The following is a 24688-nucleotide window of genomic DNA, read 5'->3' on the forward strand; positions in this document are numbered from 1 at the left end:
GCGGAAGCGCCGGATCGGTGAGGTTCCACCGGCCCGGCGCCTTGTCGCTGCCATGCCGGGCGGGCCTTACAGCACCTCGAACAGGCCGGCCGCGCCCATGCCGCCGCCGACGCACATGGTGACGACGACATGCTTCACCCCGCGCCGCTTGCCCTCGATCAGCGCGTGGCCGACCATGCGGGCGCCCGACATGCCATAGGGGTGGCCGATCGAGATCGCGCCGCCGTTCACGTTCATGAGGTCGTTGGGGATGCCCAGCGTGTCGCGGCAGTAGATCACCTGCACGGCGAAGGCCTCGTTCAGCTCCCACAGGCCGATATCGGCCATGCGCAGGTCGAAGCGTTCGAGCAGCTTGGGGATGGCGAAGACGGGGCCGATGCCCATCTCGTCGGGCTTGGTGCCCGCCACCGCCATGCCGACGAAGCGGCCGAGCGGCGCGAGGTTGCGGGCTTCCGCCAGGCCGCGCTCCATCACCACGCAGGCCGATGCGCCATCGGATAGCTGGCTGGCATTGCCGGCGGTGATGAAGCCCTGCGGGCCGACCACGGGCTGGAGCGAGGCCAGCCCTTCCAGCGTGGTTTCCGGGCGGTTGCCTTCGTCCTTGGCCAGCGTGACCTGCCTTTGCGAAACCTCGCCCGTGGCCTTGTCCGTCACCGTCATCGTCGCGGTGACGGGGATGATCTCCGCGTCGAAGCGTCCGGCGGCCTGGGCGGCGGCGGTGCGCTGCTGCGACTGGAGGGCATATTCGTCCTGCGCCGCGCGGCTGATGCCGTAGCGGTTGGCGACGACCTCCGCCGTCTGCAGCATCGGCATGTAGACGTCGTCGTGCATGGCGATCAGTTCCGGATCGAAGCCGACGCGCATGTCCCTGGTCTGCACCAGCGAGATGGATTCGACGCCGCCGGCCACGACGACATCCTCCTTGTCGACGATCACCTTGCGCGCGGCGATGGCGATGGCTTCCAGCCCCGAGGCGCATTGCCGGTCCACCGACATGCCGGCGACGGTGACGGGCAGGCCCGCGCGCAGCGCCGCGGTGCGGCCGATGGTGGCCTGCACGCCCTGCTGGAGCGCCGCGCCCATCACCACATCGTCGACTTCCGCCGGATCGAGCCGGGCGCGCTCCACCGCCGCACGGATCGCGTGCGCGGCCAGCGTGGGGGAGGGGGTGGCGTTGAAGGCACCGCGATAGGCACGGCCGATCGGCGTGCGGGCGGTGGAAACGATCACGGCATCACGCATCGGATTATCCTTTCCGTTCCGGCAGGGCTGCGGGTGTCACACGAAGATCTGGGCGATCCATTCGGCGATGAGCGCCGGCTTGTCCTTGCCTTCGATCTCGACGGAAAGCTCGGCCGTCTCCTGGTAGCGGCCCGGCCCCTTCTCCGCGAATTCCAGCAGCTTGAAATGGCCGCGCACGCGTGATCCGGAAGGCACGGGGGTGAGGAAGCGCACCTTGTTGCCGCCGTAGTTGAGGCCCATCTTCAGCCCTTCGATCGTGGGCACGTCGCTCTTTTCCCGCATCACCGGCAGCAGCGAGAGGGTGAGGAAGCCGTGGGCGATGGTGCCGCCGAACGGCGTCTGCTTCGCGCGTTCGGGATCGACGTGGATGAACTGGTGGTCGCCCGTCGCATCGGCGAAGCGATCGATCATCGCCTGGTCGATCAATATCCATTCCGACGAGCCGACCGTCTCGCCGACCTTCGCCTGATAATCCGCCACGCTGATCGTGCCCATCATCCCCTCCATTCTTGTCGGGCGAAGTTTGTGGGCAGTGCTGACGTTAACGTCAAGTGGCGGCGGGCGAGGCGTCGTGTCCGGCCGGTTCGGGATAGGGCATCACCATGCGGCCGTCCGGGGCGGCGGTGAACGTCGTCTGGGTGGGATAGGCGAAATCCACGCCCTCGGCATTGAACTGGGTGAGGATGGCGATCAGCACGCGGTGGTTGGTGGCGAACACCTCCTCATAATCGGTCGATCGGATGTCATATTGCAGCTCGAAATCGAGGCTGGAGGCGCCGAGGCCGACCATGCCGCAGCGCAGGAATTCGGTCTTGGACTCCGCTTCCACGATGGCGCGGACCTTTGCGGGGATGGATGCCAGCACGTCGGGCGCCGTCTGGTAGATCACGCCGAAGCGGTGGATCATCCGCCGCCGCTTGAGGCGGGTGAAGTTCCGCAGCTCCTTGTTGAGGAGGTTGGCGTTGGAGATGACGATCTCCTCCCCCGTGGCCGAACGGATGCGCGTGGACTTGAGGCCGATCGCCTCCACCGATCCGCTGGTCGTATCGTAGCTGATCCCTTCGCCGCGCTGGAACGGCTTGTCGAACAGGATCGAAAGCGCCGCGAACAGATCCTGGAAGATGCCCTGCGCGGCGAGGCCGATGGCGATACCGCCGATGCCAAGGCCGGCGATCAGGCCGGTGACGTTGACGCCGAGATTGTCGAGGATGACGATCGCGGCGATCGCGAACACCGCGATGGTGACGAGCAGCCGGATGATCCCCATCGCGCTGCCGAGGCTGCTGGCATTGGCGGCCCCGCCCGCGCGGTGGGCGATCAGGCCGAGGATCAGCACCCGCGCCCACACCGCCACCTGCAATACCGATGCGACCGTGAAGAAGAAGGCGATCGTGCGGCCGAGATAGACGGGGGCGTCCGCATAGGTGGCCACGAGCTGCGCCGCGACGGCGACCATGAACCACAGCCGCGTCTTTCCGAGCGCCTGGCCGATGATGAACGGCCATTCGTTGCGGTTGGTGTGGTTGCGGCAGAGGCGGAGGCCGAAGCGCTTGAGCGCCACCAGCAGCAGCACGATGATGGCCGCGCCGATCCCCGCCGCGATGATCTGGAGGCCGTGCTGCGTCGTCCAGGCCAGCGAGTCCGTCCACAGCCGATGGATCTGGGCGTCGAAGGGTTCCCCGCCCGCCGGCCAGGGGGCGGTGCTGTTGCTGGCTGTCGTCATCAGGCTGCCTTCGATATGGTTTCGGGCGGATCGGCGAGATTGTCGAGAAAGGCTATCAGGCCGCGTTCCAGTGACGAGAGATATTTCGTGCGGCGGGGCAGCTTCAACCCCGCGAGGGGCGAATCTCCCCGATTTCCCGCCAGTTCGATCAGGGCGGGGTGGACATAGGATTTGCGCGCGATCGCGGGGGTGTTGCCCAGCGCCTCGGCCACGGGCGCCAGCATCGTCTTCAGCGATATGTGGCCGCCGGCCGCGATCAGCGCGCCGAAGGCGATGACGCTGGCGCCCCAGGTGCGGAAATGCTTGGCGGTGAAATCGCCGCCGCTCACCCGGCGCAGATAATCATTCACGTCGCCCGAGGTGACGGGGCAGGGCGTGCCATCGGCGTCGAGATATTGGAACAGATGCTGGCCGGGCAGGTCCTGGCAGCGCCGCACCAGCCGGCTGAGCCGTGCATCCCGGATGGAGAGCCGCCGAAGCTTCCCGGATTTCCCCATATATTCCAGGTGAATGCTGTGGCCGCGCACATTGGCGTGGCGATGGCGCAGGGTGGTGGCGCCGAAGCTGCGATTGGCTTTCGCATAGGCTTCGTTGCCGACGCGGACGCGGCCAAGGTCGAGCAGGCGGACGACGGCCGCGACCACGCGATCCCGGCCCAGCGTGGGCCGGGCGAGATCGCGTTCCACGGCGGCGCGGATCGCGGGAAGCGCGCGGCCGAAATCGGCGCAGCGATCATATTTGGCGGCATCGCGCGCCGCGCGGAAATCGGGGTGATAGCGATATTGCTTGCGCCCCCGTTCGTCCCAGCCGATCGCCTGGATATGGCCGTTCGGCCGGGGGCAGAACCAGGCATCGACATAGGCCGGCGGCAGCGCGATGGCGTTCAGCCGGTCGATTTCCGCCCGCCGGGTGATGCGGCGGCCCCTGGCGTCGAAATAGGCCCATCTAGTCTGCGCTCCATCCGGCCCGATCCGCTGGCGGGTAATGCCGGGATCGGCATCATCGACATAATGGAGCATAAGCGGCGGGATTCTCCCTGGCGAAGCGCGCCGGTCGAACGCGCGGCTTGCGCGCTTCGTTCCTGCGGGGCATGTCTGGCACAAAGGGGGCGTTAAGCATTGCCGTTTACGCGTTTCCCATCAACAGTTCGCAGGCGGACGCGGTGAGCGGATCAAGCTGGGTGGCCCGCGCGGGGGCGCGGATCGAAACATGGCCGGTGGCCGGGATGGCCGCATGGATGCTGGCGGGCGCGACGGCGTTCTTCTGCTGGGCGATCCCGGACATGACGGTATGGCTGTGGCTGAAGGGCCTCGGGCTGCCGGCGGGCTCGGATGCCCGCACCGCCTTCATCATTATCCCCGCGCTGGCGACCGGAGCGTCGACCTGGGCGATATTCCGCGGGCTCGACGCGCGCGCCGCGCGCCGCGCCAGGATCGAGGATGAGGGGGACGATCAGGAGGACTGGCTGACCCCGCCGGCCCGCCGGGTCAAGGAGCCGCTGATCGTGAAGCCCGAACCCGTGGTGGTGAGGCCGCTGATCCTGGATGCGATAGCCGATTTTCCGGTCGATACGGCCGCGCCGGTGGAAGGGCCGGCGGTGTTCCCGCCCACCCCCTGCTTCTCCCCGCCGGAATCGGATGAACTGCTGCTCGACGAGATGATCGACGACGAGCCGGAGCCCGCGCGATCCGGCATGGACGTGCCGATTGCCGAACTGATGGAAAAGCTTGCGGCCGAAATGGGCACGCTGGCGCCGCCCGCCTTGCGGCCGCGCGATGCGGAAGGCCATCGGCCGCTGCCCCGCCACGGGAATGCGCCCCCGGCGGCAGCGGCCCTGCCCGATGAGGATGCGTTGCGCGCCGCGATCCTGGACCTGCAGAGGCTGGCGGCGCGCCGGGGCTGAAAGGCGGGCGCGGCCTCCGCGCTTCAGGCATCAACGAGGGTGAGAGCCTCGATATCGAGCAGGACGGCGCCGTCGCCGGCGGTGATGCCCGCCAGCAGGATATCGGCGGCGACATGGCCGGCCATGGGCAGATCGGCCTCGGCCAGATCCTCCGCCAGCCCGGGCGGCAGCGGCGCGGCGGTGGCGATCCGCAGCCGGATATCGTGGCGCTGGCCGACGAAGGTGGCGCTCGCCCAGTCGGCCGTCCGATGATCGATCAGTTCCACCGGCCCGATGGGGCCGAGCCATGCCGCCAGCGCGGCGGCGAGCTGCTTCGTCGCGGCCACGGTCATGCGCCGGCCTGTTCCCGGTGCATGGCGATATAGGCCAGCACCCGATCCCGCGTGACCGCTCGCGGCTCCCGCCCCCGGCGCAGATCTAGCACGAAGCGCGGATCGTTCACCGCCTCGCGCCCGAAGCGCGTCGGGGGCACTCCGTTGCGGCGGAGGTGCCGTTCGATCGTGGACAAGAGGTGCATCGCCATCTCCATCTTCCGTCCCGCGAGTCGCGAGCGATGTTCGCTATATGTTCTCATAGGGAAAATCCTACTTGTCTAGGAATTTTCCTATCTGTAGGGTGCAGGCATGTCCGATGGCGATCCCCGCGCGGTGCTGGATGCGCTCATACGCGAGCGCGGGGAGGATTATACCTCGCTTTCCCGGCTGATCGGCCGCAACCCCGCTTATATCCAGCAGTTCATCAAGCGCGGCGTGCCCCGCAAGCTGGACGAGGAAGATCGCGCGACGCTGGCGCGATATCTGGGCGTGGAGGAGGCGCTGCTTGGCGGGCCGGAACGGCAGCCCGCGCCGCGCATCGCGCCGGCGGCGAAGGGGGCGGCGCGGCGCGATGCCGATTTCGTGGCGGTGCCCCGGCTGGCGGTGCGGGCGTCGGCGGGGCCGGGGGCGGTCTCCGCGGAAGGGGAGATCGGTCAGCCCTTCCTGTTCGACGCCGCCTGGCTGCGGGCCGTGGCGACGGCGGGCACGGCGGGCCTCTCGCTGATCCGCGCATCGGGCGATTCCATGCTGCCGACCCTGGCCGATGGCGATGACATATTGGTCGATCGCGGCGACGGGCCGGATCGGCTGCGCGACGGCATCTATGTGCTGCGGATGGACGAGGTGCTGCTGGTCAAGCGGCTGCTGGTGGACCCGGCCGCGCGGCGGGTGACGATCGCCAGCGACAATCCGGCCTATCCGCCGATCCCCGATTGCGCGCTGGATGATATCGGGGTGGTCGGCCGGGTGATCTGGGGCGGCCGGCGGTTCCGCTGAAGCGGGCTCCGTGGCCGGAAAGCTACTTTCCTCTCCCTTGAAGCAGGACCGTCATTCCCGTCGCTTCGGCATCCATGGGGCTGCTCGGGCCGTGCGCGCGATCTGGAGAAATGGTCCCTGAAGCAGGCTCGGAGGCGATGAAGGCCGAAATCGGGCTTCGGATCGTGCGGAAGGACCGCCTTCGCGGAGTGGCGGACAAAGCGCCCCAGGGCGCCGTGGCCCTCCACTCAAACGAAAAGGGCGGACCCCCACAGGCCGCCCCTTTCTCGTCCGGCCCGAGGGAGGGCCGGTATCGCAGTGCCGCGCTTACTTGTTGTGCGTGGCGGCCGCAGCGCGGAGGATATCGAGGATCTTGTCCTGCGCGGCGGGTTCGTCGGTCTGTTCCATTGCCGCCAGCTCGCGGGCGAGGCGGCTGGTGGCCGCTTCGAAGATCTGGCGTTCGGAATAGCTCTGTTCCGGCTGGTCGTCGGCCCGGAACAGATCGCGCACCACCTCGGCGATCGAGACGAGATCGCCCGAATTGATCTTCGCCTCATATTCCTGGGCGCGGCGCGACCACATGGTGCGCTTGATCTTGGGCTTGCCCTTCAGCGTCTGCAGCGCTTCCTGCAGCGTCACGCTGGACGACAGCTTGCGCATGCCGACGGCTTCCGCCTTGTTGGTGGGCACGCGGAGCGTCATCCGCTCCTTCTCGAAACGGAGAACGTAGAGTTCGAGCTTGGCGCCAGCAATCTCCTGGCTCTGAAGTTCGATCACACGACCCACGCCGTGCTTGGGGTACACAACATAATCGCCGACAACGAAGCTCAGCGCCTTGGCAGCCATCAATTTCGACCCTTCCTTGGAATTGTCGCCGCGCCCTGCGCGGTCAGGCCATCCATATGGGTAGCCTTGCCGGCAGCAGCAAGCGACGACGAATCAATGCGTCCCGAACGGTGCGATCAACGTTACTTATGTTACGCACGCACCCAACCCGCGAACTGTAACAGATTCGCAGGAAAAAGGCCAGCACCGTGGACAACGGTGTCAGCAGCCTTTTGTTCCAAGGGGTTGCGCGGGGTAAAAAGCCGTCAGCCGGCTATAGCGCTATCAGTCGCCCTGGCCGGGTTCGGGCGAGAAATATTTCTCATACTTGCCTTCCTCGCCCTTATGCTCGTCGGCATCGGCCGGCTGCTCGCCCTTGCGGGTGAGGTTGGGCCACTGGGCGGAGAAGGTGGCGTTGACCTCCAGCCACTTTTCCAGGCCGCTTTCGGTATCGGGAAGGATCGCCTCGGCGGGGCATTCGGGCTCGCACACGCCGCAATCGATGCACTCGTTCGGGTTGATGACAAGCATGTTCTCGCCTTCATAGAAGCAGTCGACCGGGCAAACTTCGACGCAATCCATATACTTGCAGCGGATGCAGGCATCGGTGACGACGTATGTCATGGTCGCTTCTCTCTCCTCGAACGCCGCTCTGCTATGGTGCCACGGCAGGCGCGTCAATATTTGCCTTATTTCTGCGAGACGTTCGCAGGGACGGTGTTGGCGCGGTGCCACGCCGGGCGGGGGCGGCGGGCCGGGGTCTCATGCCCGTCCGCCGGGATCGGCGTCGCGGCGATCCCCTTCCGGCACGGGCGCCGGCGACAGGTCGGTATAGCAGGCGCGCGCTTCCATGGCGGGGCCGCGGCGGGTCGGGATCATCTCCACCCGGATCACCCTTACCCGACCGTGCAGCGGAAAGGTGAGGACGTCGCCCACCCGGACGGCGGCATGCGCCCGTTCCACGATGCGGCCGGTGACGCGCATCCGGCCGGCGGCGACGATATCCTGCGCCAGGCCGCGGGTCCGCGCGAGCCGGATGAACCACAGGAATTTGTCGATCCTGATCGTCTCACTCATGGGGCCGCATGGTGGCGAGCACGGCGAAGGCGTTGCCGGGCCGCGTGCGCTCCGCGCGGCGCGGGCGGCGGGCGCCATGCCATTTCCAATGGGGCCGCGCGCCGTCCTCCGCCTCGGTCGGGCGGAAGCCGAGCGCGAGCATGAGCTGGGCGAAGCTTGGCGGCCTCAGTCCCAGCGACGTGGCGAGTGCCGGGTCCGGCGCGAAGGCCGCGCGGCCCGATCGGCCCTCGCTCAGCCGCCGGTCGTGGGCGATGCGGGCAAGCCGCTCGGCAAGGTCGATCCGCAGCATCTGCGCGCCGAGCGGGCGATAGCCGGCGCGGGCGAAGGCGGCGAATATCTCGCCGTCCGCCGGCGTCTGCAGCGCGGCCGCGCCGGGGGCGGGAAGCGGCGGCATGACGCCATTGTCGAACGCGGCGGCGAGCGCGAGGCGCCAGCGCATCGGTTCGGGCTTCAGCAGGGCGGGGATGTAGACGTCGAGCGTGCCGAGCTTGATGCCGGCCTTGGCCGCCGCCTGGCGCATGTCGCGATCGATGCCGGCGATCGCGGCTTCCAGCGGCTGGCGGGAGGTGATGCCGCCGGCTTCGGCGAGCGGTGCGTAGAGACCGCGCAGCGCCGGTGGCACATCCCTGTCTCGCGCGGCCGCGCTGATCGTGGCCAGCGGCTTCAGCACGCGATCGACCTCGAACCCGATCCAGCGGGCGAGCCTGTCGCTCACGGCCTTGCGCTCGTCGGGGGCGAGCGCGTCGAGCGCCTTGTAGAGCGTGATGCGCGGGGTGAGGAGGTCGCGGCCGCGCTCCAGCCGGGCGACGATATCGCCGCGCCAGAAGATGGCGACCGGCCGGCCCGCATCGGTATCGAGGCTGAAGGCGGGATCGCCATCGGCGACCAGCGCGCGCGCGCGCCGCGAAAGCTCGCCCCCCAGCCGCCGCTCCGCCGCCGCCATCAGCCGCTTCATGTCGTGATGGCGGGCGAGGTGATCGGCCTTGAAGCGGAATCCCTCCAGCCGGCCGATGGTTTCGCCGTCCACCGCGACCTGTCCGTCCTCGGCGACGGTGACGGGCAGGGCATCCACGCCCCGCGCGCCGAGATCGCGCATCAGCACCGCCGTGCGCCGATCGACGAAGCGCTGGGTGAGCCTCTGGTGAAGCGCGTCCGACAGCTTCTCCTCCAGCGCGCGGGTGCGCTCCGCCCATTTGGCGGGATCGTCCAGCCAATCGGCGCGGTGGGCGATATAGGCCCAGGTCCGCGCCGCCGCGATCCGGTCCGACAGCGTTTCGACGTCGCCCTGCACGCTGTCCAGCCGGGCGATCTCCTCGGCGAACCATTGCGAGGGGATATGGCCCATGCCCTCGCTCAGGTGGCGATAGATGCGGGCGACGAGGCGGCTGTGCGGCTCCACGCCGGTCTTGCGGAAATCGGGCAGGCCGCAGGCGGCCCATAGCCGCTGCACCAGCCGGGTTCCGCGCGTGCGATCACGCACCCAGTCCTCGTCCGCCAGCCGCTTGAGCACGGCAAGGTCGATCGCCTGGGGGGCCATCCGCAGCACGGCTGCCTGGGGGCGTCTTTCCAGCGAGGCGATGAGGGCATCGACGCTCGAGAAATCGGGCGCGCCCTCCCGCCAGTAGAGATGGTCGAGCGGCGGGAAATGGTGCTGCTCGATCGCCTCGACTTCTTCTTCCTCGAAGCCGCCGCGCCCGCCTTCCACCGCCAGCGTGCCGAAGGTGCCGTCGCGCTGGTGGCGGCCCGCCCGCCCGGCGATCTGCGCCATTTCCGAAACGGTGAGCCGCCGGCTGCGCTTGCCGTCGAACTTGCGCAGCGATGCGAAGGCGACATGGGCGACATCCATGTTGAGGCCCATGCCGATCGCGTCGGTGGCGACGAGATAATCGACCTCCCCCGCCTGGAACATCGCCACCTGGGCGTTGCGGGTGCGCGGGCTGAGCGCCCCCATCACCACCGCCGCGCCGCCGCGCAGGCGCCGCAGCATCTCCGCCACGGCATAGACCTCCTCGGCGGAGAAGGCGACGATCGCGGATCGCGGCGGCAGGCGCGAAAGCTTGGCCGGGCCGGCATAAGTGAGGGTAGAGAAGCGGGGGCGGTTGATGATCTCCGCATCGGGGATGAGCTGGCGGAGCATCGGCCGCAGCGTTTCCGATCCCAGGATCATCGTCTCGTCCCGGCCCCGCGCGCGCAGCAGCCGATCGGTGAAGACGTGGCCGCGCTCCGGGTCCGCGCCCAGTTGCGCCTCGTCCAGCGCGACGAAGGCGAATTCGCGGTCCATCGGCATGGATTCGGCGGTGCAGCAGAACCAGCGGGCATGGGGCGGCAGGATCTTCTCCTCGCCGGTGATCAGCGCCACCCGTTCCGCGCCCTTGATCGCGACGACGCGCTCATAGACCTCGCGCGCCAGCAGCCGCAGCGGGAAGCCGATCATGCCGGACGAGTGGCCGCACATCCGCTCGATCGCGAGATGCGTCTTCCCCGTATTGGTCGGGCCGAGCACGGCGGCGATCGGCGAAGCGGCGAAGCGCGACATGCGCCCAAGATTGTCCGTGGCTTCGACAAACACAAGAGGCGGCCGAACGGGACCGTTTCGTTCCGGGCGTGCGATTCGGCTTGTCGTGGCCGGCCCCCGGCTCGTCGCAAGAAAATCCCCGGATTCCGCCCTTTAATTTGACTTTAACCCCTTTTCGCAAGAGTCCTATGCACCGGCCGCGCGACCATTGTGAACGCGGGCGGGGGTTTCAACAGGATCGGGGGCAGCCAGCCTTGTATCAGCGGGACGAAGCCGGATTCGGCCAGGGCGGAGGCGCGGTGGCGCTGGCGCTGGATGGCGGTCCGCGATCGTCGCTGGGCATTGCCGCTCCCGTCCTTCCCGAACTTACCGGCTGGCGCGCCGCGATCCACGATCTCGACCTGGTCGTCGATCTGGGCGCGCGCATCGGCAGCCTGCACTGGTTCCGCGGGCTTGCCACGTGCCTTGCGCTCTGCGCGGCGCCGATCGCCTTCTTCCCGAAATTCGCCGCGCTGCCGGCGCCCTCGCCTGCGCCGATGGCGGAGCCGCAATGGCAGGAGGCGCGCGCCATCGCCATCGCGCCGCTGGGCCTGGGCGCGGACACCGGCCGACGCATGGCGCCGACCGACGCCGCCCAGCCGCTGGCCGACACGCCCGAGCGCCCGTCGATCGATCTGGTCGCCACCATCGGCCAGGGCGACGGTTTCGCCCGCGTGCTGGAACGCGCCGGCGTCGCCAAGGCGGAGGCGCAGGCAGTCGCGAAGATGGTGTCCGGCGCGGCTTCGCTCGCCGATATCAAGGCGGGCACGCGGATCGACCTCACCCTCGGCCGCCGCGCCCGCAAATCCGATCCGCGCCCGCTGGATCACCTGCTGTTCCGCGCCCGCTTCGATCTCAAGCTCGGCGTCGAACGGGTCAACGGCGCGCTGGCGCTGAAGCGCATCCCGATCGCGGTCGACGATACGCCGCTGCGCATCCAGGGCTTCGCCGGCTCCAGCCTGTATCGCGCGGCCCGGGCGGCGGGCGCGCCGGCCAAGGCGGTCGAAGCCTATATCCGCGCGATCGGCAGCCGCATGTCGGTGGGACGCGACGTCCGCTCCACCGACCGCTTCGACATCATCGTCGAGCATCGCCGCGCCGAAACGGGCGAGGTGGAGGTCGGCAAGCTGCTTTTCGCCGGGCTGGACCAGGGCAAGCGCCAGACGCGGCTGATGCAATGGACGGCCGCCGGCAGCACCCAATGGTATGAAGCGTCCGGCATCGGCGAGCGCAAGGGGCTGATGCGGATGCCCGTGGTCGGGCGGATGACGTCGAGCTTCGGCATGCGCCGGCACCCGCTGCTGGGCTATGGCCGGCTGCACAAGGGCATGGATATCGGCGCGGCCTATGGATCGCCGATCCTCGCCGCGATCGACGGCACCGTCGCCTTCGCCGGCTGGCATGGCGGCCACGGCAATTATGTGAAGCTGAACCACGGCAGCGGCATGGCCACCGGCTATGCGCATATGAGCCGCATCGTCGCCCGGCCGGGCCAGCGCGTGGCCCAGGGACAGGTGATCGGCTATGTCGGATCGACCGGCCTGTCGACCGGCCCGCACCTCCATTACGAGGTCTATAAGAACAACGTCGCGGTCAACCCGGCGACGATGAGCTTCACGACCACCTCGCAGCTCGCCGGCGGCGATCTCGCCCGCTTCAAGGCGCAGCTCGGCCGGCTGCTGGCGGTGCGCCCGGCGGGCGCGGCCGCGCCGGAGCCGCAGAAGTCGGCGGAAGCCCGGAAACCCGCGACACGCGGCTGAGCGCCCCTCCTTCGTCGAGCCGGCGCCCGGATGGGATCATAAGGGGAGGGGAAAAATGAACATGCCGAAGATCATGACCGGCGCCATGCTGATCGGCTGCGCGCTGGCGGTCGCCATGCCCGCGGCGGCGCGGGACGATGGCAAGGATGGCGCCGGCCATTCGTCCAGGAAGGGCAAGGCGCAGGCGGGGCCGGCCAAGGCCGAGGACGTCACCGCCGGCAGCACCGTGCGCGACAAGGATGGCGAGGTGATCGGCACGATCGAAAGCGTGGAGGCGGCGGGCGCGGTGCTGGCGACGAGCGCGGGCAAGACGCGGGTGCCGCTGGCCGCCTTCGGCAAGAATGAAGACGGGCTGCTGCTGAACCTCGCCAAGGCGGATCTCGAAGCGCGGATCGCCAAGGCCGTCGCCGAGGCCAATCCGGGGGATTGAAGCCCCGCGGCCGGTGCCGTCCGCCGCCCGGCATATCATTTTCACGCGGGGCCGGCCGGCCTCCGGATCGAATGGCCGCAAGCCTTTGCGATGCCGTCCCATCGCGAAACGTCGCCACCGCCTTTACCTTCTCGCCCCGCCCGTGCCATGGGACGGAAGCGGGGGCGTATCCGCGCATAGTGGGGAGCAGGCGGGGCAGGCATGGGCGGAATCGTCCAGTTCGATAATGTCGGTCTGCGCTATGGCACGGGCGCGGAAACCCTGTCGGACATCAGCTTCACCCTGGCGGCGGGCGCCTTCTACGTGCTGACCGGCCCGTCGGGGGCGGGCAAGACGTCGCTGCTCAAGCTGCTCTACCTCGCCCAGCGGCCGAGCCGGGGGCTGATCCAGCTTTTTGGCGAGGATATCGTCACCATGCCGCGCAGCCGCCTGCCGGGCTTCCGCCGCCGCATCGGCGTGGTGTTCCAGGATTTCCGGCTGGTCCCCTATCTTTCCGCTTATGACAATGTGGCGCTGCCGCTGCGCGTGGCCGGCGTCTCCGAACGCGAGCTGGACGAGCCGGTGCGCGAGATGCTGGCCTGGGTGGGCCTCGCCAACCGCGCCGCCGCCCGGCCGGCGACGCTTTCGGGCGGCGAGCAGCAGCGCGTCGCCATCGCCCGCGCGGTGATCGGCCGGCCGGAGCTGCTGGTGGCGGACGAGCCCACCGGCAATGTCGATCCCGAAATGGCGGGGCGGCTGATCCATCTTTTCGATGCGCTCAACAAGCTGGGCACCACGATCGTCGTCGCCACGCACGACGCGCATCTCATCAACCGCATCGGCCATGCGCGGATGATGCGGCTCGATCGCGGGCGGCTGGAAGATCCCACCGGCGCGCTGCGCCATCCGCCGACGCGTCCGGCATGAGGAGGCGGCCGTGAAGCTACCCGCCTTCATCGCCGGCCAGGGGCGGCTGCTGCCCGATGCGCGGCTGGCGGGGCCGATGCCCTGGGTGATCGCGATCATGATGTTCCTGATGGTGCTGGCGGCGGCCGGCGGCCTCGCCATGGCGGGGGCCGCGCGGGCCATGGGCGGCGACCTGGTCGATCGCGTCACCGTGCAGATCGTGGAGGCGAACGCCGACCTGCGCGAAGCGCAGGCCGGCCGGGCGATGGCGGTGCTCGGCCGCCACCCCGCCATCGCGTCCGTCCACCGCGTGACCGATGCGGAGATGCAGGCGCTGCTGGCGCCGTGGCTGGGCAAGGAAACCTTGTCTGGCGATCTGCCGGTGCCGGTGCTGATCGATGCCACGTTGAAGCCGGGGCGCCATGCCGGGGGTATCGCGGCCGCCATCGCCCCCGTCGCCCCGGCGGCGCGGGTGGACGATCATGCCCGCGCGCTGGCGCCGCTGGCCGGCGTGATCGGCACGCTCAAATGGCTGGCCGGGGTGCTGGTGCTGCTGATGGCCGGGGCCACCGCCGCCGTGGTGGTGCTGACGGCGCGCGGCGCGCTCAACAACCACCGCCCGACCATCGACGTGATGCACCTTCTGGGCGCGACGGACGTCCAGATCGCGCGCCTTTTCCAGCGCCGCATCGCCATCGATGCGCTGGCGGGCGGGTTGCTCGGCCTGGCCGCCGCGGTCGCCGTGCTCGCCCTGCTGGGGACGCGGCTGGCGGCGCTCGGTTCGGAACTGGTGGGGGCCTTCGCGCTTTCTCCGATGCATTGGGCTTTGCTGGCCGCGTTGCCGCTGGCGGGCATGGTGATGGCGATGCTCGCCGCCCGTTGGACGGTCGTGGCGGCATTGAGGCGGATGTTATGAAGGGGCGGCGGCCATGATCTCGCGCATCGTCGCCGGCGCGCTGCTCCTCTGGATGCTGGGCTTCGCCTGGTTCGCCATCGCGATGCCCGGCCCGGCGGACGATCGCACGACCGACGCGATCGTCGTACTGACCGGCGGGCCGGGCCGCATCCAGCGCGGGCTGCACCTGCTCGAACGCAACAAGGCGAAACGGATGCTGGTATCGGGCGCCGACCGCCGCGTCCGCCCGGCCGAGTTCGCGGAGGCCTATGGCGCGCCGCTGAAGCTGGTCGATTGCTGCGTCGATCTGGGCAATGAGGCGGTCGATACCCGATCCAACGCCGACGAGACGGTGGAATGGGTGACGCGCCACCATTATCGCTCGGTCCGGCTCGTCACCACCGACTGGCATATGCGCCGCGCCCGTTTCGAGCTGTCGCGCGTGCTGGGCGGCAATGTGCTGCTGCTGGCCGATGCGGTGCCGAGCGAGCCGGGCCTCGGCGTCCTCTTCACCGAATATCACAAATATCTGCTGCGCCGGGTGGCGGCGCCGCTGGGAATATGAAGCCGATGGCGTTTCTCCGTTCGTTGCTGTTCGCACTGGTCTTCTATCCCGGATCGGTCGTGGCCGTGCTGGTCGCCTTTCCGGTGGCGCTGGCCGGCCCGGCGGCGTTGCGCCGCCATGCGGTGGGGTGGACGCGCTTCCACGGCTGGTGCGCGCGCAACCTGCTCGGCATCCGCAGCCGGATCGAGGGGCCGGTGCCCGAGGGCTGTGTGCTGATCGCCGCCAAGCACCAGTCGATGTATGAGACGCTGGAGCTGCTCCGCATCCTTCACGAGCCCGCCGTGGTGCTGAAGCGCGAGCTGGCGGACATGCCCGGCTGGGGCGCGATCGCGCGGCGTTACGGCGCCATCCCGGTGGATCGCACCGGATCGGCGGCGGCGCTCCGCCGGATGCTGGTCGCGGGCAGGGCGGCGATCGCCGAAGGGCGGTCGATCCTGATCTTTCCGGAAGGGACGCGCGTTCCGCCGGGCCAGCAGCCGCCGCTGCGGGCGGGATTCGCCGGCCTCTACAAGTCGCTGAGCCTGCCGGTCGCGGCGGTCGCGATCGACAGCGGCAGGCTCTATCCCCGGCACGGCTTCGTGCGCCATGCCGGCATCGTCACCTTCCGGTTCGCCGATCTGCTTCCGCCGGGGCTGCCCCGCGCCGAGATCGAGGCGGCGGTGCACCAACGGATCAATGCGCTCGATACGCTCGCCGAAGAAGGATGATGCGGTGCTCTACCTTGTCGGTCTGCTGTTCCTGCTCATCGCCGTCATGCTCGGCTGGGAGGTCAACCGGCGCCTGAGCCAGCAAGAAAATCGCCACGACGCGACGCCCGAGGCGATCGAGGAATTTGACGAGGCGATGGACCGGATCGAGGAACGGGACGAGCGGGAAGGACGGTAGGCCCCGCGCCCGGCCGAAAAGAAAGCCCGCCCGGATCGCTCCGGACGGGCCAGCATTCTTCAGGAAATTCAGCCCGCGTGGGCGAGCGCCGCCAGCAGCAGCAGCGCCACGATGTTGGTGATCTTGATCATCGGGTTCACCGCCGGGCCGGCGGTATCCTTATAGGGATCGCCCACCGTGTCGCCGGTCACGGCCGCCTTGTGGGCGTCGCTGCCCTTGCCGCCATGATGGCCGTCCTCGATATATTTCTTGGCATTGTCCCACGCGCCGCCGCCCGACGTCATCGAGATGGCGACGAACAGGCCGGACACGATCACGCCCAGCAGCAGCGCGCCCAGCGCCGCGAAGCCGTTGGCCTCGCCCGCCACCGCGCGGATGGCGAAGAACACGACGATCGGCGCCAGCACCGGCAGCAGCGAGGGGATGATCATCTCCTTGATCGCGGCCTTGGTAACGAGATCGACCGTGCGGGCATAATTCGGCCGGCTGGTGCCCGCCATGATCCCCGGATTGTCGCGGAACTGGGCGCGGACCTCTTCCACTACCGATCCGGCGGCGCGGCCCACGGCGGTCATGCCGAAGGCGCCGAACAGATAGGGCAGCAGCGCCCCCAGCAGCAGCCCGACGATGACGTAGGGATTGCCGAGCGAGAAGTTGACGTTCAGTTCCGGGAAGAAGATGCCGAGATCGGTGGTGTAGGCACCGAACAGCACCAGCGCCGCCAGCCCCGCCGAACCGATGGCATAGCCCTTGGTAACGGCCTTGGTGGTGTTGCCCACCGCGTCGAGCGCGTCGGTCTTGACCCGGACGCTATCGTCCAGCCCCGCCATTTCGGCGATGCCGCCGGCATTGTCCGTTACCGGGCCGTAGGCGTCGAGGGCCACGACCATGCCGGCCAGCGCCAGCATGGCGGTGGCGCCGAAGGCGAGGCCGACGATGCCGGCGAGCTGATAGGCCAGCACCACCGCGACGACGATCACCAGCGTCGGCAGCGCCGTCGCCTCCAGGCTGATCGCCAGGCCCTGAATCACGTTGGTGCCGTGGCCGGTTTCCGATGCGCGGGCGATCGATCGCACCGGGCGGAAGTTGGTGCCCGTATAATATTCGGTGATCCACACGATCGCGCCGGTCACGGCAAGGCCCGTCAGCATGCACCAGAACAGGTCCAGCGCCGTGAAGACGATCGGGCTGCCGCTGAAATCGTTGATCGTGAAGGTGGCCGCCATGCCGCCATAGCCGGCGAGCGCCCAGTTGGTGACGAACCAGAAGGCCGGCACCGCCAGGATCGCCGACGTCCAGAAGCCCTTGTAGAGCGCGCCCATGATCGACTGGCTCTTGCCCAGCCGCACCATGTAGGTGCCGATGATCGAGGTGATGATGCACACGCCGCCGATCGCCAGCGGCAACGACATCAGCGCGCCCAGTTCGGCGGGCGCTGCGGTGATGAGCAGGGCGATCGAAACCATCGTCACGCCGAGCGTCACGACATAGGTTTCGAACAGGTCGGCCGCCATGCCGGCGCAGTCGCCGACATTGTCGCCGACATTGTCCGCGATCACGGCGGGGTTGCGGGGATCGTCCTCGGGGATGCCGGCCTCGACCTTGCCGACGAGGTCGGCGCCGACGTCCGCCGCCTTGGTGAAGATGCCGCCGCCGAGGCGCGCGAAGATGGAGATCAGCGAGGCGCCGAAGGCCAGCGCCACCAGCGCGTCGATCACCACGCGCTTCTGTTCGGGGATGTCGAGCGACATGCCGCCCGGCCCGGTCAGATACCAGAAGAAGATCGCGATCGCGAGCAGGCCCAGCCCCGCCACGAGCATGCCGGTGACGGCGCCCGCGCGGAAGGCGAGGGTGAGCCCGCCCTGCAGGCTGCCGCGCGCGGCTTCCGCGGTGCGGACATTGGCGCGAACCGAGATGTTCATGCCGATATAGCCGGTGACGCCGGAAAGCACGGCGCCGATGACGAAGCCGACCGCCGATATGCGCCCCAGGAAATACAGGACCAGCGCCGCCACCACGACGCCGACGATGGCGATGGTGCGATATTGCCGCCCCAGATAGGCCTGCGCGCCTTCCTGGATGGCGGCAGCGATATCCTGCATCTTCTCATTGCCGGGCGATGCGGCGAGAACCTGTCGACTGGTAAGCAAACCGTATAATATGGCGATGACGCCGCAGGCTATGGCCAGATAGACGATAGGCATCCGATCTCCTTCCCCTGTTGGGGCGCGAAGGTTCGGGCCGGCGTTCTCGTGCGTTCGTGCCGCCCCTTCACGCTGGACGGGCAGAATAGGGGGGGAATCGACTTTGGCAATCCCGTGACGGACAAGGAAAAACGGCTGTCCGCATCATGTCGCCAATTCGAATTATTGGCTGTTCGGCAATGCTCGGAAGGTGCCGGCGCAACAGATCGATATGGCGGCTGGCGGGATGCGGCCCGATCGACGGCGCACCCCGCCTCCCCCTTCAGTTCAGCAGCTTGAAGCGGATCGCGGTGCCGCCGCCCGGCGCGAGGTTGAAGGTCAGCACGTCCTTGCTGGTCACGATCCTGCGTTCGGTGACGAGCGCGGTCGGATTGGTGCGGTAATCGGCATCCGGCCCGTCGCGATAGATCTGCGCCTCGTAACGCTTGCCGGGGGTTAGGAATGTCAGCGGCTGGCCGATGGTGCGGGCTTCCTCGTCGGTCAGCGCACCGAGGAACCAGTCCTTGCCGCCGCGCGGCTGGCGGGCGACGACGATATAGTCGCCGATCTCGCCCGCGAGCGTCCTGGACGTCTCCCAGTCGGTCGGCACGTCGCGGATGAACTGGAAGGCATCGGGCCGCGCCTCGTAATTCTCCGGCAGGTCGGCCGCCATCTGCACGGGGCTGTATAGCACTACATAGAGGGCAAGCTGGGTGGCCAGCGTGGACTGGACCCGCTCGGTCACCTCCGTCTTGCCGTGGGTGATGTCGAAGATGCCGGGCGTATAATCCATCGGCCCCGCGAGCATGCGGGTGAAGGGCAGGATCACCGTATGTTCGGGCGGATTGGTCGGCGTGCCCCAGGCGTTGAATTCCTGCCCGCGCGCGCCTTCGCGGCTGATCATGTTGGGCCAGGTGCGGCGCAGCCCGGTATCCTTCACCGGTTCGTGAGCGTCGATGGCGATCCGGTGCGCGGCCGCGACCTCCACGGCCTGCAGGTGATGGCGGACCATATATTGGCCGGCGAACCACTGCTTGCCGCCATTCTCGTCCAGGATGTCGCCGCTATGCTTCACATAGCCGGTCTTGACGACCGAGACGCCGACATCCTGATAGAGCTTCATCGCGTCCTCAAGCTGGGCCGCGTAGTTCACCACCGCCCCGCCGGTTTCATGATGGCCGATCAGCTCGACGCCCTTGGCCTTGCCATAAGCGGTGATCGCCCGGATATCGAAATCGGGATAGGGCTCGGTGAAGCTGAACTGGTCGCCATGCTCCGTCCATTCGCCGTCCCAGCCCTTGTTCCAGCCCTCCACCAGCACCCCGCCGAAACCATATTTGGCGGCGAAATCCATGTAGCGTTCGACATTGGCGGTGTTGGCGCCATGCGTGGGGCCGCTGCCCCATGTCGTCTTCTTGAGGTGCATCTCCCACCACACGCCGACATATTTGGTCGGCTTGAACCAGGATATGTCGGCGATGCGGCTGGGCTCGTTCAGGTTGAGCTCGATCCGGCTGTCCGCCAGCGCCCCGGCGCTCTCCCCGATCAGGACGGTGCGCCAGGGGGTGGTGAAGGGGCCGGTCTTGCGGGCCAGCACGCCATCCGGCCAGGGCATCGGCCGCGCGCTGAGCGTGCCCGCGCCATCGCCGGCCAGCAGCATGCTCGGGAAATCGACCAGGGCGGCTTCGTGGAAGGAAAGGTAAAGGCCGTTCTCGCCCTTCATCGTCAGCGGCGTTTCGGCCAGCGTGATGCGGCGGGCGTCGGTCTGCGTGTAGAGATATTCGTCGCGCTCCTGCCCCAGCGCCTCATACCACCATGCCTGATAGGCGCCGACCGTGCGGAACTGGCTATGGTCGGCGGTGACGGACACGGCCTGGCCAGCGGGTATCGCGCCATAATCGTAGCGGAAGCCGATGCCGTCATCGAACAGGCGGAAGGTGACGCCGACGCTGCTGTTGAGCGGGGTATCGCCGGTAAGCGTCACGGCCAGCTCGTTATGATTGTCGCGGATCAGCCGCTGTTCGCCCCAGGGCTGTTCCCACTGGGTGTCCACCGCGGCGCGGCGCGCATTGCCGAGCGCGGTGTAGCGCGCCCGCGGTTCGCCGGCGAAGCCGAGGCCGAGCGTGGAAGGGGCCAGCACCGGCACGCCGCGCCGGCTGACTTGGTAGAAGGCCTGGCCCTGATCCACGAACACGCACAGCTCGATCACCTTGCCAGGCGACTGCGCGCATTCGCGGTTGGCCGCCTGTGCTGCGACAGGCAGGCCGAGCGCGGCGATAAGGGCAAGCGGACGGAGGATCATCAGGGCGGATCTCTTTCGTGGGGAGGAAAAGGGGAAGGTTCGACCGGGCATCATGGCGATCGGGCGAGCGCGGCCAGCAACTGCTGCTTCAGGGCGGCGCGCTGGCCGGGGCGCATCGGGCCAAGGGGGCCGCGCAGATCGGGCGGGATGTGCGCGACGGCATCGTCCTCCGCGCGGAAGACATGGGCGTCGAACATCGCGCGCCAATAGGCCCGCTCGCTGTCGGGCAGCTCCTTGATGGCAAGCAGCGCCGCCTGGAAGATGTCGTTGGGATTCTCGATCCCGGCGGGTGCGCCGCCCCACCAATAGTTCACCATCGCATTATAGGGATCGAGCGAGGTGACGTGGTGCCACCAGTAACGGGGCAGGAACAGCGCGTCGCCGGGATCGAGCCGGGCGACGCGGGCGGCCGCCATCGCCGCGCGGAAACGCGGGAAGCGATCGAGGTCCGGCGCTTCGGGATCGACCAGCGACAAGGGCGGCGGCCGATCGGGCGGGCCGATATAGAGATTGCCGACCTGATCGGGCGGAAAGAGCAGGAAGCGCCGCCGCCCGGCGATGACGCAGGCCAGATTATGATCGCGGTCATTATGGGTCTGCGACCGGACGGGGCCGCCGATCCACAGCAGGGGCATCACCCCCGGCAGCAGCGGCATCGGGTTGGCCGCCGCGAAATCTGGCAGATGGCTGGCGAGCGGCAGCATCTGGATCGCCACGAACGGCGCATTGGGCTGGCCGATCAGGCGTTCCATCCGGTCCAGCGTCTCGCCGATCCGGGCCTGGCGCCTGGTGAAGCTGAATTCGCGCATGTCCGGCCCGTAGCCGAACCGTCCGCCGCCGCGCGCCGGGGCCTCCATCACCGGGCCGGGCGCGCCGCGATCCATGGCCTTGAGATAGGCGTTGAGCTGTTGCGGCGATCGCCGGCCGATCGCCGCCGCCGGCCAGGCATCGACGAGGCCCTTGACGACAACGGGCGTTTCCGCCGCGACCAGTGCCGCGATATCCGCCGGGCGCGCGATCGCCGCCACCTCGGGCAGGGCATCGATATCGAATATCGCCGCCATGGGATCGAGGCGCGCGGCTTCAGCCACGGGAAGCCCCGCCGATGCCGTCCAGATACTGGTCGTGCGTGGGCTGGCGCATCACCTGATCGCGCACGAAGCCCAGCATCCGCCGGAAATGTTCCTTCACCATATCGGCCGCCACGGTATCGACCGCCGGGATATAGCTTTCCGGCACGATGCCATGGCCGACGAACAGGGCGCGCCAGCTGTCGGGGGAGAAGCTTTCATCCTCGCGCGGCGCGACGAGGCCGCGCGCGCGGAAGGTGGCGATATCCTGCGCGAGCTCCGCCGGCAGCGCCGCTTCGCGCGCCGTCGTCCAGAAAGGGGCGTCTCCATAGCGGTTGAGCGCATAATGAGCGGACTGGAAATCGCGCAGCCGGCAGAGGCTCGACCGCATGATCCGGTTATATTCCGCGCGCTCGGCCGCATGGCCGGTTCCGGCGGGGAAAAAGGACAGCAGGTGCACCAGCCCGAGCTGGGCGGCGTGCAGATCGACGCCATGGACCGGATCGAAGGTGCAGGCGGCCGCCCCGATCGCCACGCAATTGCCGGCCCACGCGCTTTCGCGGCGACCGGGCTCCGGCGATCGTATCGCGATGTCGGCGATCGGCATGCCCGCCGCGCGGGCGGCCGCCACCGCCGCTTCCTCGTCGCTGGCGGAAGCGCTGGCATAGGCATGGACGACATGGGTCGCGGCCTGGGTCGGGTGAAGCGCCGTCCAGCCGCCTTCGGACGCGCGCACCTCGGCATAGATGGGGATCGAGGCGAAGCGCGGGCCGGTGGCGGCGAGAACCCGGTCGACGGGGAAGTGATCGCGCCAGCTTTCCACGCGCACGCCGAGCGCGCGGCCGATCAGCCGGGCGTCGGCGGTGGCGTCGATGAACAATTGGCCCTCGATGCGCCGGCCGCCTTCCAGTTCCACCGCCTTGATCGTGCCTCTGTCGGGATCGAGGGCGATGCCGAGCGCGCTGGTCTCGTGCGCCCGCACGCCATCGCGGATCGCCAGCATCTTCAGGCTGCGGGCATAAGCGAGGGCGGGCAGGTGATAGCCATAGTCCGCGCGGCCATAGCGATCGGTCTCGTCATCCGGGATCATCAGCCGGCCGTGGCGGGCGGCCGATGCGGTGAGCGAGAAATCGTCCAGCGGCACCGCCAGGCCGTGGCGCCGGGCCTTCAGCCAGTAAGCGAAGAATTCGCGATCCTCGATCGGCGCGCCGCACGAGCCATAGGCATGCAGGAAGGCGGGCGCCGCGCCGCTGGTATCGGTGAAGTTCTGGCCGAGCGAGAAGGCGCCGCCCGTGCTCCGCAACAGCGCCTTCTCGTCGATGCGGAGCTGCGCGTGCAGCGCCTCCAGCGGCGGCAGGGTGGCGTGGACGTCGGCGGGGCGGAGCGTGGCCGGCAGCTCGACCGCCTCGACCGCCAGCCCCGCCGGTCGCAACGCATTGCGCAGCACGGCCGCCGCCAGCCACAGCGTCGTGTCGCTGCCGACGATGACGACCGTCTCGATCGGGTGCGCGCTCATGCCGCGCTCTCCATCGGCGGGGCAGGGGGCGACGCCGGGCAGTAGCCGGCGATGAAATCCTCCTGCGCCGTCATCAGCCCGGCATTGGCGGCGATGCGGCTCCTGAGGTCGCGCATCCGCCTTTCCAGTTCTTCCAGGGGAAGATGATCGGCCAGCCGGTTATAGGCGCGGGGCCGCAGCCCCTGGCCGAACAGCACGGAAAGCCAGCTGTCGCGGGAAAAGAGGCCGTAAGCGTAATCGGGCGCGGCGGCGCTGGCCTCGAACAGCTCGATCTTGTGGGTCAGGCTGTCGGGCAGCCGCATGGCGCGGACATGATCCCACAGCGGCTCGCCCTCGCGGCGGTTGGCGGCATAATGCAGCACCAGGAAATCGCGCACCCGATCATATTGGATCTCGAACAGGCGATTGAATTCGGCGATCAGCCGCGGGTCCATGCGATTGCCGAAGCCGGGCGTGGGCATCAGGCTGGCGAGATCGATCACCGCCGCCTGGATCAGGAAGATGCTGGTCGATTCCAGCGGTTCCAGGAAGCCGCTGGCCAGGCCGATGCCGATGCAGTTGCGTTCCCAGGCAAGCGCGCGGCGGCCGGCGGCGAAGCGGAGCAGGCGTGGCTCGGCCAGCGGCTCGCCCTCGATCGCGGCGAGCAGGGTTTCGCGGGCCTGGTCCTCGTCGCAGTAACGGCTGGAGAAGACATAGCCGTTGCCCACCCGATGCTGGAGCGGGATGCGCCACGTCCAGCCCGCCCGCTGCGCGGTGGCGCGGGTATAGGGGGTGAGCGCGGTCGTCCGCCGGCACGGCACGGCGAGCGCGCGGTCGCAGGGCAGCCACTCGCTCCAGTCCTGCCATGCGACGCCCATGACCCCGCCGAGCAGCAGCGACCGGAAGCCGCTGCAATCGACGAAGATGTCGCCCGCCAGCGTCGCGCCCGATTTCAGGCGCAGCGTCTCGACATGGCCGGATATGGCGTTGTGGCCGACATCGATCACCTGCCCGTCGATCCGGCGCACGCCCCGCGCCGTCGCCCAGCGGCGCAGGAAGGCCGCATAGAGGCCGACGTCGAAATGATAGGCATAGGCATAGGTGGAGCGGATCGAGTTGCGATCGCCATCGGGGAATTCGAAGGCATCGGCGCGCGCGGCGGCGACGGCGAAGGAATAATCCTGGATCGGGCCGGGATCGAAGCCGGCTTGCGCCGCCCGCACCCAATGATGCTGGAAATCGACGCCCGCCCAGGGCTCGCCGAAGGCGCCGAAGGGGTGGATGTAGCGATCGCCCGGCCGGTCCCAGCCGACGAATTCGATGCCGAGCTTGAAGGTGCCCTGGGTTTCGCGCAGGAACTCCGCCTCGTCGATCCCGAGCATGTCGTTGAAGGTCTTGATGTGGGGGAGCGTCGCTTCGCCCACGCCCACCGTCCCGATCTCGTCGGATTCGATCAGGGTGATGTCATAGTCGGTCGCGGGCAGGAGCCGGGCAAGGCCGGCCGCGCACATCCAGCCGGCGGAACCCCCGCCGACGATGACGATCCTCAACCGGGATCTTGCCACCGCTTCATCTGCCTGCATGTGCCGCCCCCGATGTTCGGAC

Annotated in this window: 24 protein-coding genes; 9 read left to right on the forward strand and 15 right to left on the reverse strand. The window is 68.7% G+C overall.

From position 1 onward, the window contains the following. Positions 1-66: 66 nt before the first annotated feature. From G432_RS14620 to G432_RS14635, 4 genes are read right to left on the reverse strand one after another with little or no spacing between them, the layout of a single operon-like run. Positions 67-1242: an acetyl-CoA C-acyltransferase gene (locus tag G432_RS14620; RefSeq protein ID WP_015459593.1), complete on the reverse strand. Its 1176-nt coding sequence runs from the start codon at positions 1240-1242 to the stop codon at positions 67-69. A gap of 36 nt (positions 1243-1278) precedes the next feature. Then, positions 1279-1737, reverse strand: a complete 459-nt coding sequence (locus G432_RS14625) for a MaoC family dehydratase (RefSeq protein WP_015459594.1) — start codon at positions 1735-1737, stop codon at positions 1279-1281. A 52-nt stretch (positions 1738-1789) separates the two neighbouring features. Continuing rightward, positions 1790-2965: a mechanosensitive ion channel family protein gene (locus G432_RS14630; protein WP_015459595.1), complete on the reverse strand. Its 1176-nt coding sequence runs from the start codon at positions 2963-2965 to the stop codon at positions 1790-1792. Next, positions 2965-3984, reverse strand: a complete 1020-nt coding sequence (locus tag G432_RS14635) for a DNA topoisomerase IB (RefSeq protein ID WP_015459596.1) — start codon at positions 3982-3984, stop codon at positions 2965-2967. Before G432_RS14635 ends, G432_RS14630 begins: the two co-directional genes overlap by 1 nt. Before the next feature lie 143 nt (positions 3985-4127). On the opposite strand from G432_RS14635, the gene G432_RS14640 reads away from it, so the two are divergent. Then, positions 4128-4868 carry a hypothetical protein gene (locus G432_RS14640; protein WP_015459597.1) on the forward strand — a complete coding sequence of 247 codons (741 nt, stop codon included), beginning with the start codon at positions 4128-4130 and terminating at the stop codon, positions 4866-4868. A gap of 23 nt (positions 4869-4891) precedes the next feature. Here G432_RS14640 and G432_RS14645 read toward each other — a convergent pair whose 3' ends face one another. Beyond that, complete coding sequence (locus tag G432_RS14645; RefSeq protein WP_015459598.1) at positions 4892-5200, reverse strand: hypothetical protein; 309 nt, start codon at positions 5198-5200, stop codon at positions 4892-4894. Beyond that, complete coding sequence (locus G432_RS14650) at positions 5197-5385, reverse strand: hypothetical protein (protein ID WP_041865445.1); 189 nt, start codon at positions 5383-5385, stop codon at positions 5197-5199. The genes G432_RS14645 and G432_RS14650 overlap by 4 nt, the downstream gene beginning before the upstream one ends. Positions 5386-5491: 106 nt before the next feature. On the opposite strand from G432_RS14650, the gene G432_RS14655 reads away from it, so the two are divergent. Further along, positions 5492-6178: a S24 family peptidase gene (locus tag G432_RS14655; RefSeq protein ID WP_015459600.1), complete on the forward strand. Its 687-nt coding sequence runs from the start codon at positions 5492-5494 to the stop codon at positions 6176-6178. 306 nt (positions 6179-6484) lie between these two features. On the opposite strand, the gene G432_RS14660 is transcribed toward G432_RS14655, so the two are convergent. The 4 genes from G432_RS14660 to G432_RS14675 all read right to left on the reverse strand — a co-directional run bounded on the left by G432_RS14660 (position 6485) and on the right by G432_RS14675 (position 10595). After that, the gene (locus G432_RS14660) at positions 6485-7003 is read right to left on the reverse strand and encodes a CarD family transcriptional regulator (RefSeq protein ID WP_015459601.1); all 519 of its coding nucleotides are present in this window, start codon (positions 7001-7003) and stop codon (positions 6485-6487) included. 264 nt (positions 7004-7267) lie between these two features. Next, positions 7268-7606 carry a ferredoxin FdxA gene (gene fdxA / locus G432_RS14665; RefSeq protein ID WP_015459602.1) on the reverse strand — a complete coding sequence of 113 codons (339 nt, stop codon included), beginning with the start codon at positions 7604-7606 and terminating at the stop codon, positions 7268-7270. A gap of 138 nt (positions 7607-7744) precedes the next feature. Next, positions 7745-8059 (reverse strand): RNA-binding S4 domain-containing protein, encoded by a 315-nt coding sequence (locus tag G432_RS14670; protein WP_015459603.1) that lies wholly within the window; start codon positions 8057-8059, stop codon positions 7745-7747. Further along, positions 8052-10595, reverse strand: coding sequence for a helicase-related protein (locus G432_RS14675; protein ID WP_015459604.1), 2544 nt, complete (start codon positions 10593-10595; stop codon positions 8052-8054). Before G432_RS14675 ends, G432_RS14670 begins: the two co-directional genes overlap by 8 nt. A gap of 233 nt (positions 10596-10828) precedes the next feature. Here G432_RS14675 and G432_RS14680 point away from each other — a divergent pair, with 233 nt between their 5' ends. The 7 genes from G432_RS14680 to G432_RS23770 all read left to right on the forward strand — a co-directional run bounded on the left by G432_RS14680 (position 10829) and on the right by G432_RS23770 (position 16033). Beyond that, positions 10829-12373 (forward strand): M23 family metallopeptidase, encoded by a 1545-nt coding sequence (locus tag G432_RS14680; protein ID WP_015459605.1) that lies wholly within the window; start codon positions 10829-10831, stop codon positions 12371-12373. 55 nt (positions 12374-12428) lie between these two features. Then, the gene (locus tag G432_RS14685) at positions 12429-12803 is read left to right on the forward strand and encodes a hypothetical protein (protein ID WP_051128750.1); all 375 of its coding nucleotides are present in this window, start codon (positions 12429-12431) and stop codon (positions 12801-12803) included. Between the two features lie 201 nt (positions 12804-13004). Continuing rightward, positions 13005-13709 (forward strand): cell division ATP-binding protein FtsE, encoded by a 705-nt coding sequence (gene ftsE / locus G432_RS14690; protein WP_015459607.1) that lies wholly within the window; start codon positions 13005-13007, stop codon positions 13707-13709. Between the two features lie 10 nt (positions 13710-13719). Further along, complete coding sequence (locus G432_RS14695; RefSeq protein WP_015459608.1) at positions 13720-14604, forward strand: cell division protein FtsX; 885 nt, start codon at positions 13720-13722, stop codon at positions 14602-14604. Between the two features lie 13 nt (positions 14605-14617). Then, positions 14618-15148 (forward strand): YdcF family protein, encoded by a 531-nt coding sequence (locus G432_RS14700; RefSeq protein ID WP_015459609.1) that lies wholly within the window; start codon positions 14618-14620, stop codon positions 15146-15148. A gap of 5 nt (positions 15149-15153) precedes the next feature. Then, positions 15154-15855 carry a lysophospholipid acyltransferase family protein gene (locus tag G432_RS14705; protein WP_015459610.1) on the forward strand — a complete coding sequence of 234 codons (702 nt, stop codon included), beginning with the start codon at positions 15154-15156 and terminating at the stop codon, positions 15853-15855. Between the two features lie 4 nt (positions 15856-15859). Next, entirely contained in the window at positions 15860-16033 is a 174-nt protein-coding gene (locus G432_RS23770; RefSeq protein ID WP_187294002.1) for a hypothetical protein, read from the forward strand. Between the two features lie 68 nt (positions 16034-16101). On the opposite strand, the gene G432_RS14715 is transcribed toward G432_RS23770, so the two are convergent. The 5 genes from G432_RS14715 to G432_RS14735 form a co-directional block, all read right to left on the reverse strand. Next, positions 16102-18237, reverse strand: a complete 2136-nt coding sequence (locus G432_RS14715) for a sodium-translocating pyrophosphatase (protein ID WP_015459612.1) — start codon at positions 18235-18237, stop codon at positions 16102-16104. Between the two features lie 262 nt (positions 18238-18499). Further along, the gene (locus G432_RS14720) at positions 18500-20518 is read right to left on the reverse strand and encodes a glycoside hydrolase family 97 protein (protein WP_015459613.1); all 2019 of its coding nucleotides are present in this window, start codon (positions 20516-20518) and stop codon (positions 18500-18502) included. A 50-nt stretch (positions 20519-20568) separates the two neighbouring features. Then, positions 20569-21609, reverse strand: a complete 1041-nt coding sequence (locus tag G432_RS14725; RefSeq protein ID WP_202192012.1) for a cupin-like domain-containing protein — start codon at positions 21607-21609, stop codon at positions 20569-20571. Further along, positions 21602-23104, reverse strand: a complete 1503-nt coding sequence (locus G432_RS14730; RefSeq protein WP_015459615.1) for a tryptophan 7-halogenase — start codon at positions 23102-23104, stop codon at positions 21602-21604. Before G432_RS14730 ends, G432_RS14725 begins: the two co-directional genes overlap by 8 nt. Continuing rightward, positions 23101-24633, reverse strand: coding sequence for a tryptophan halogenase family protein (locus G432_RS14735; RefSeq protein WP_015459616.1), 1533 nt, complete (start codon positions 24631-24633; stop codon positions 23101-23103). The genes G432_RS14730 and G432_RS14735 overlap by 4 nt, the downstream gene beginning before the upstream one ends. Positions 24634-24688: the final 55 nt, after the last annotated feature.

Source organism: Sphingomonas sp. MM-1 (assembly GCF_000347675.2).
GTDB classification, from domain to species: domain Bacteria; phylum Pseudomonadota; class Alphaproteobacteria; order Sphingomonadales; family Sphingomonadaceae; genus Sphingomonas_E; species Sphingomonas_E fennica.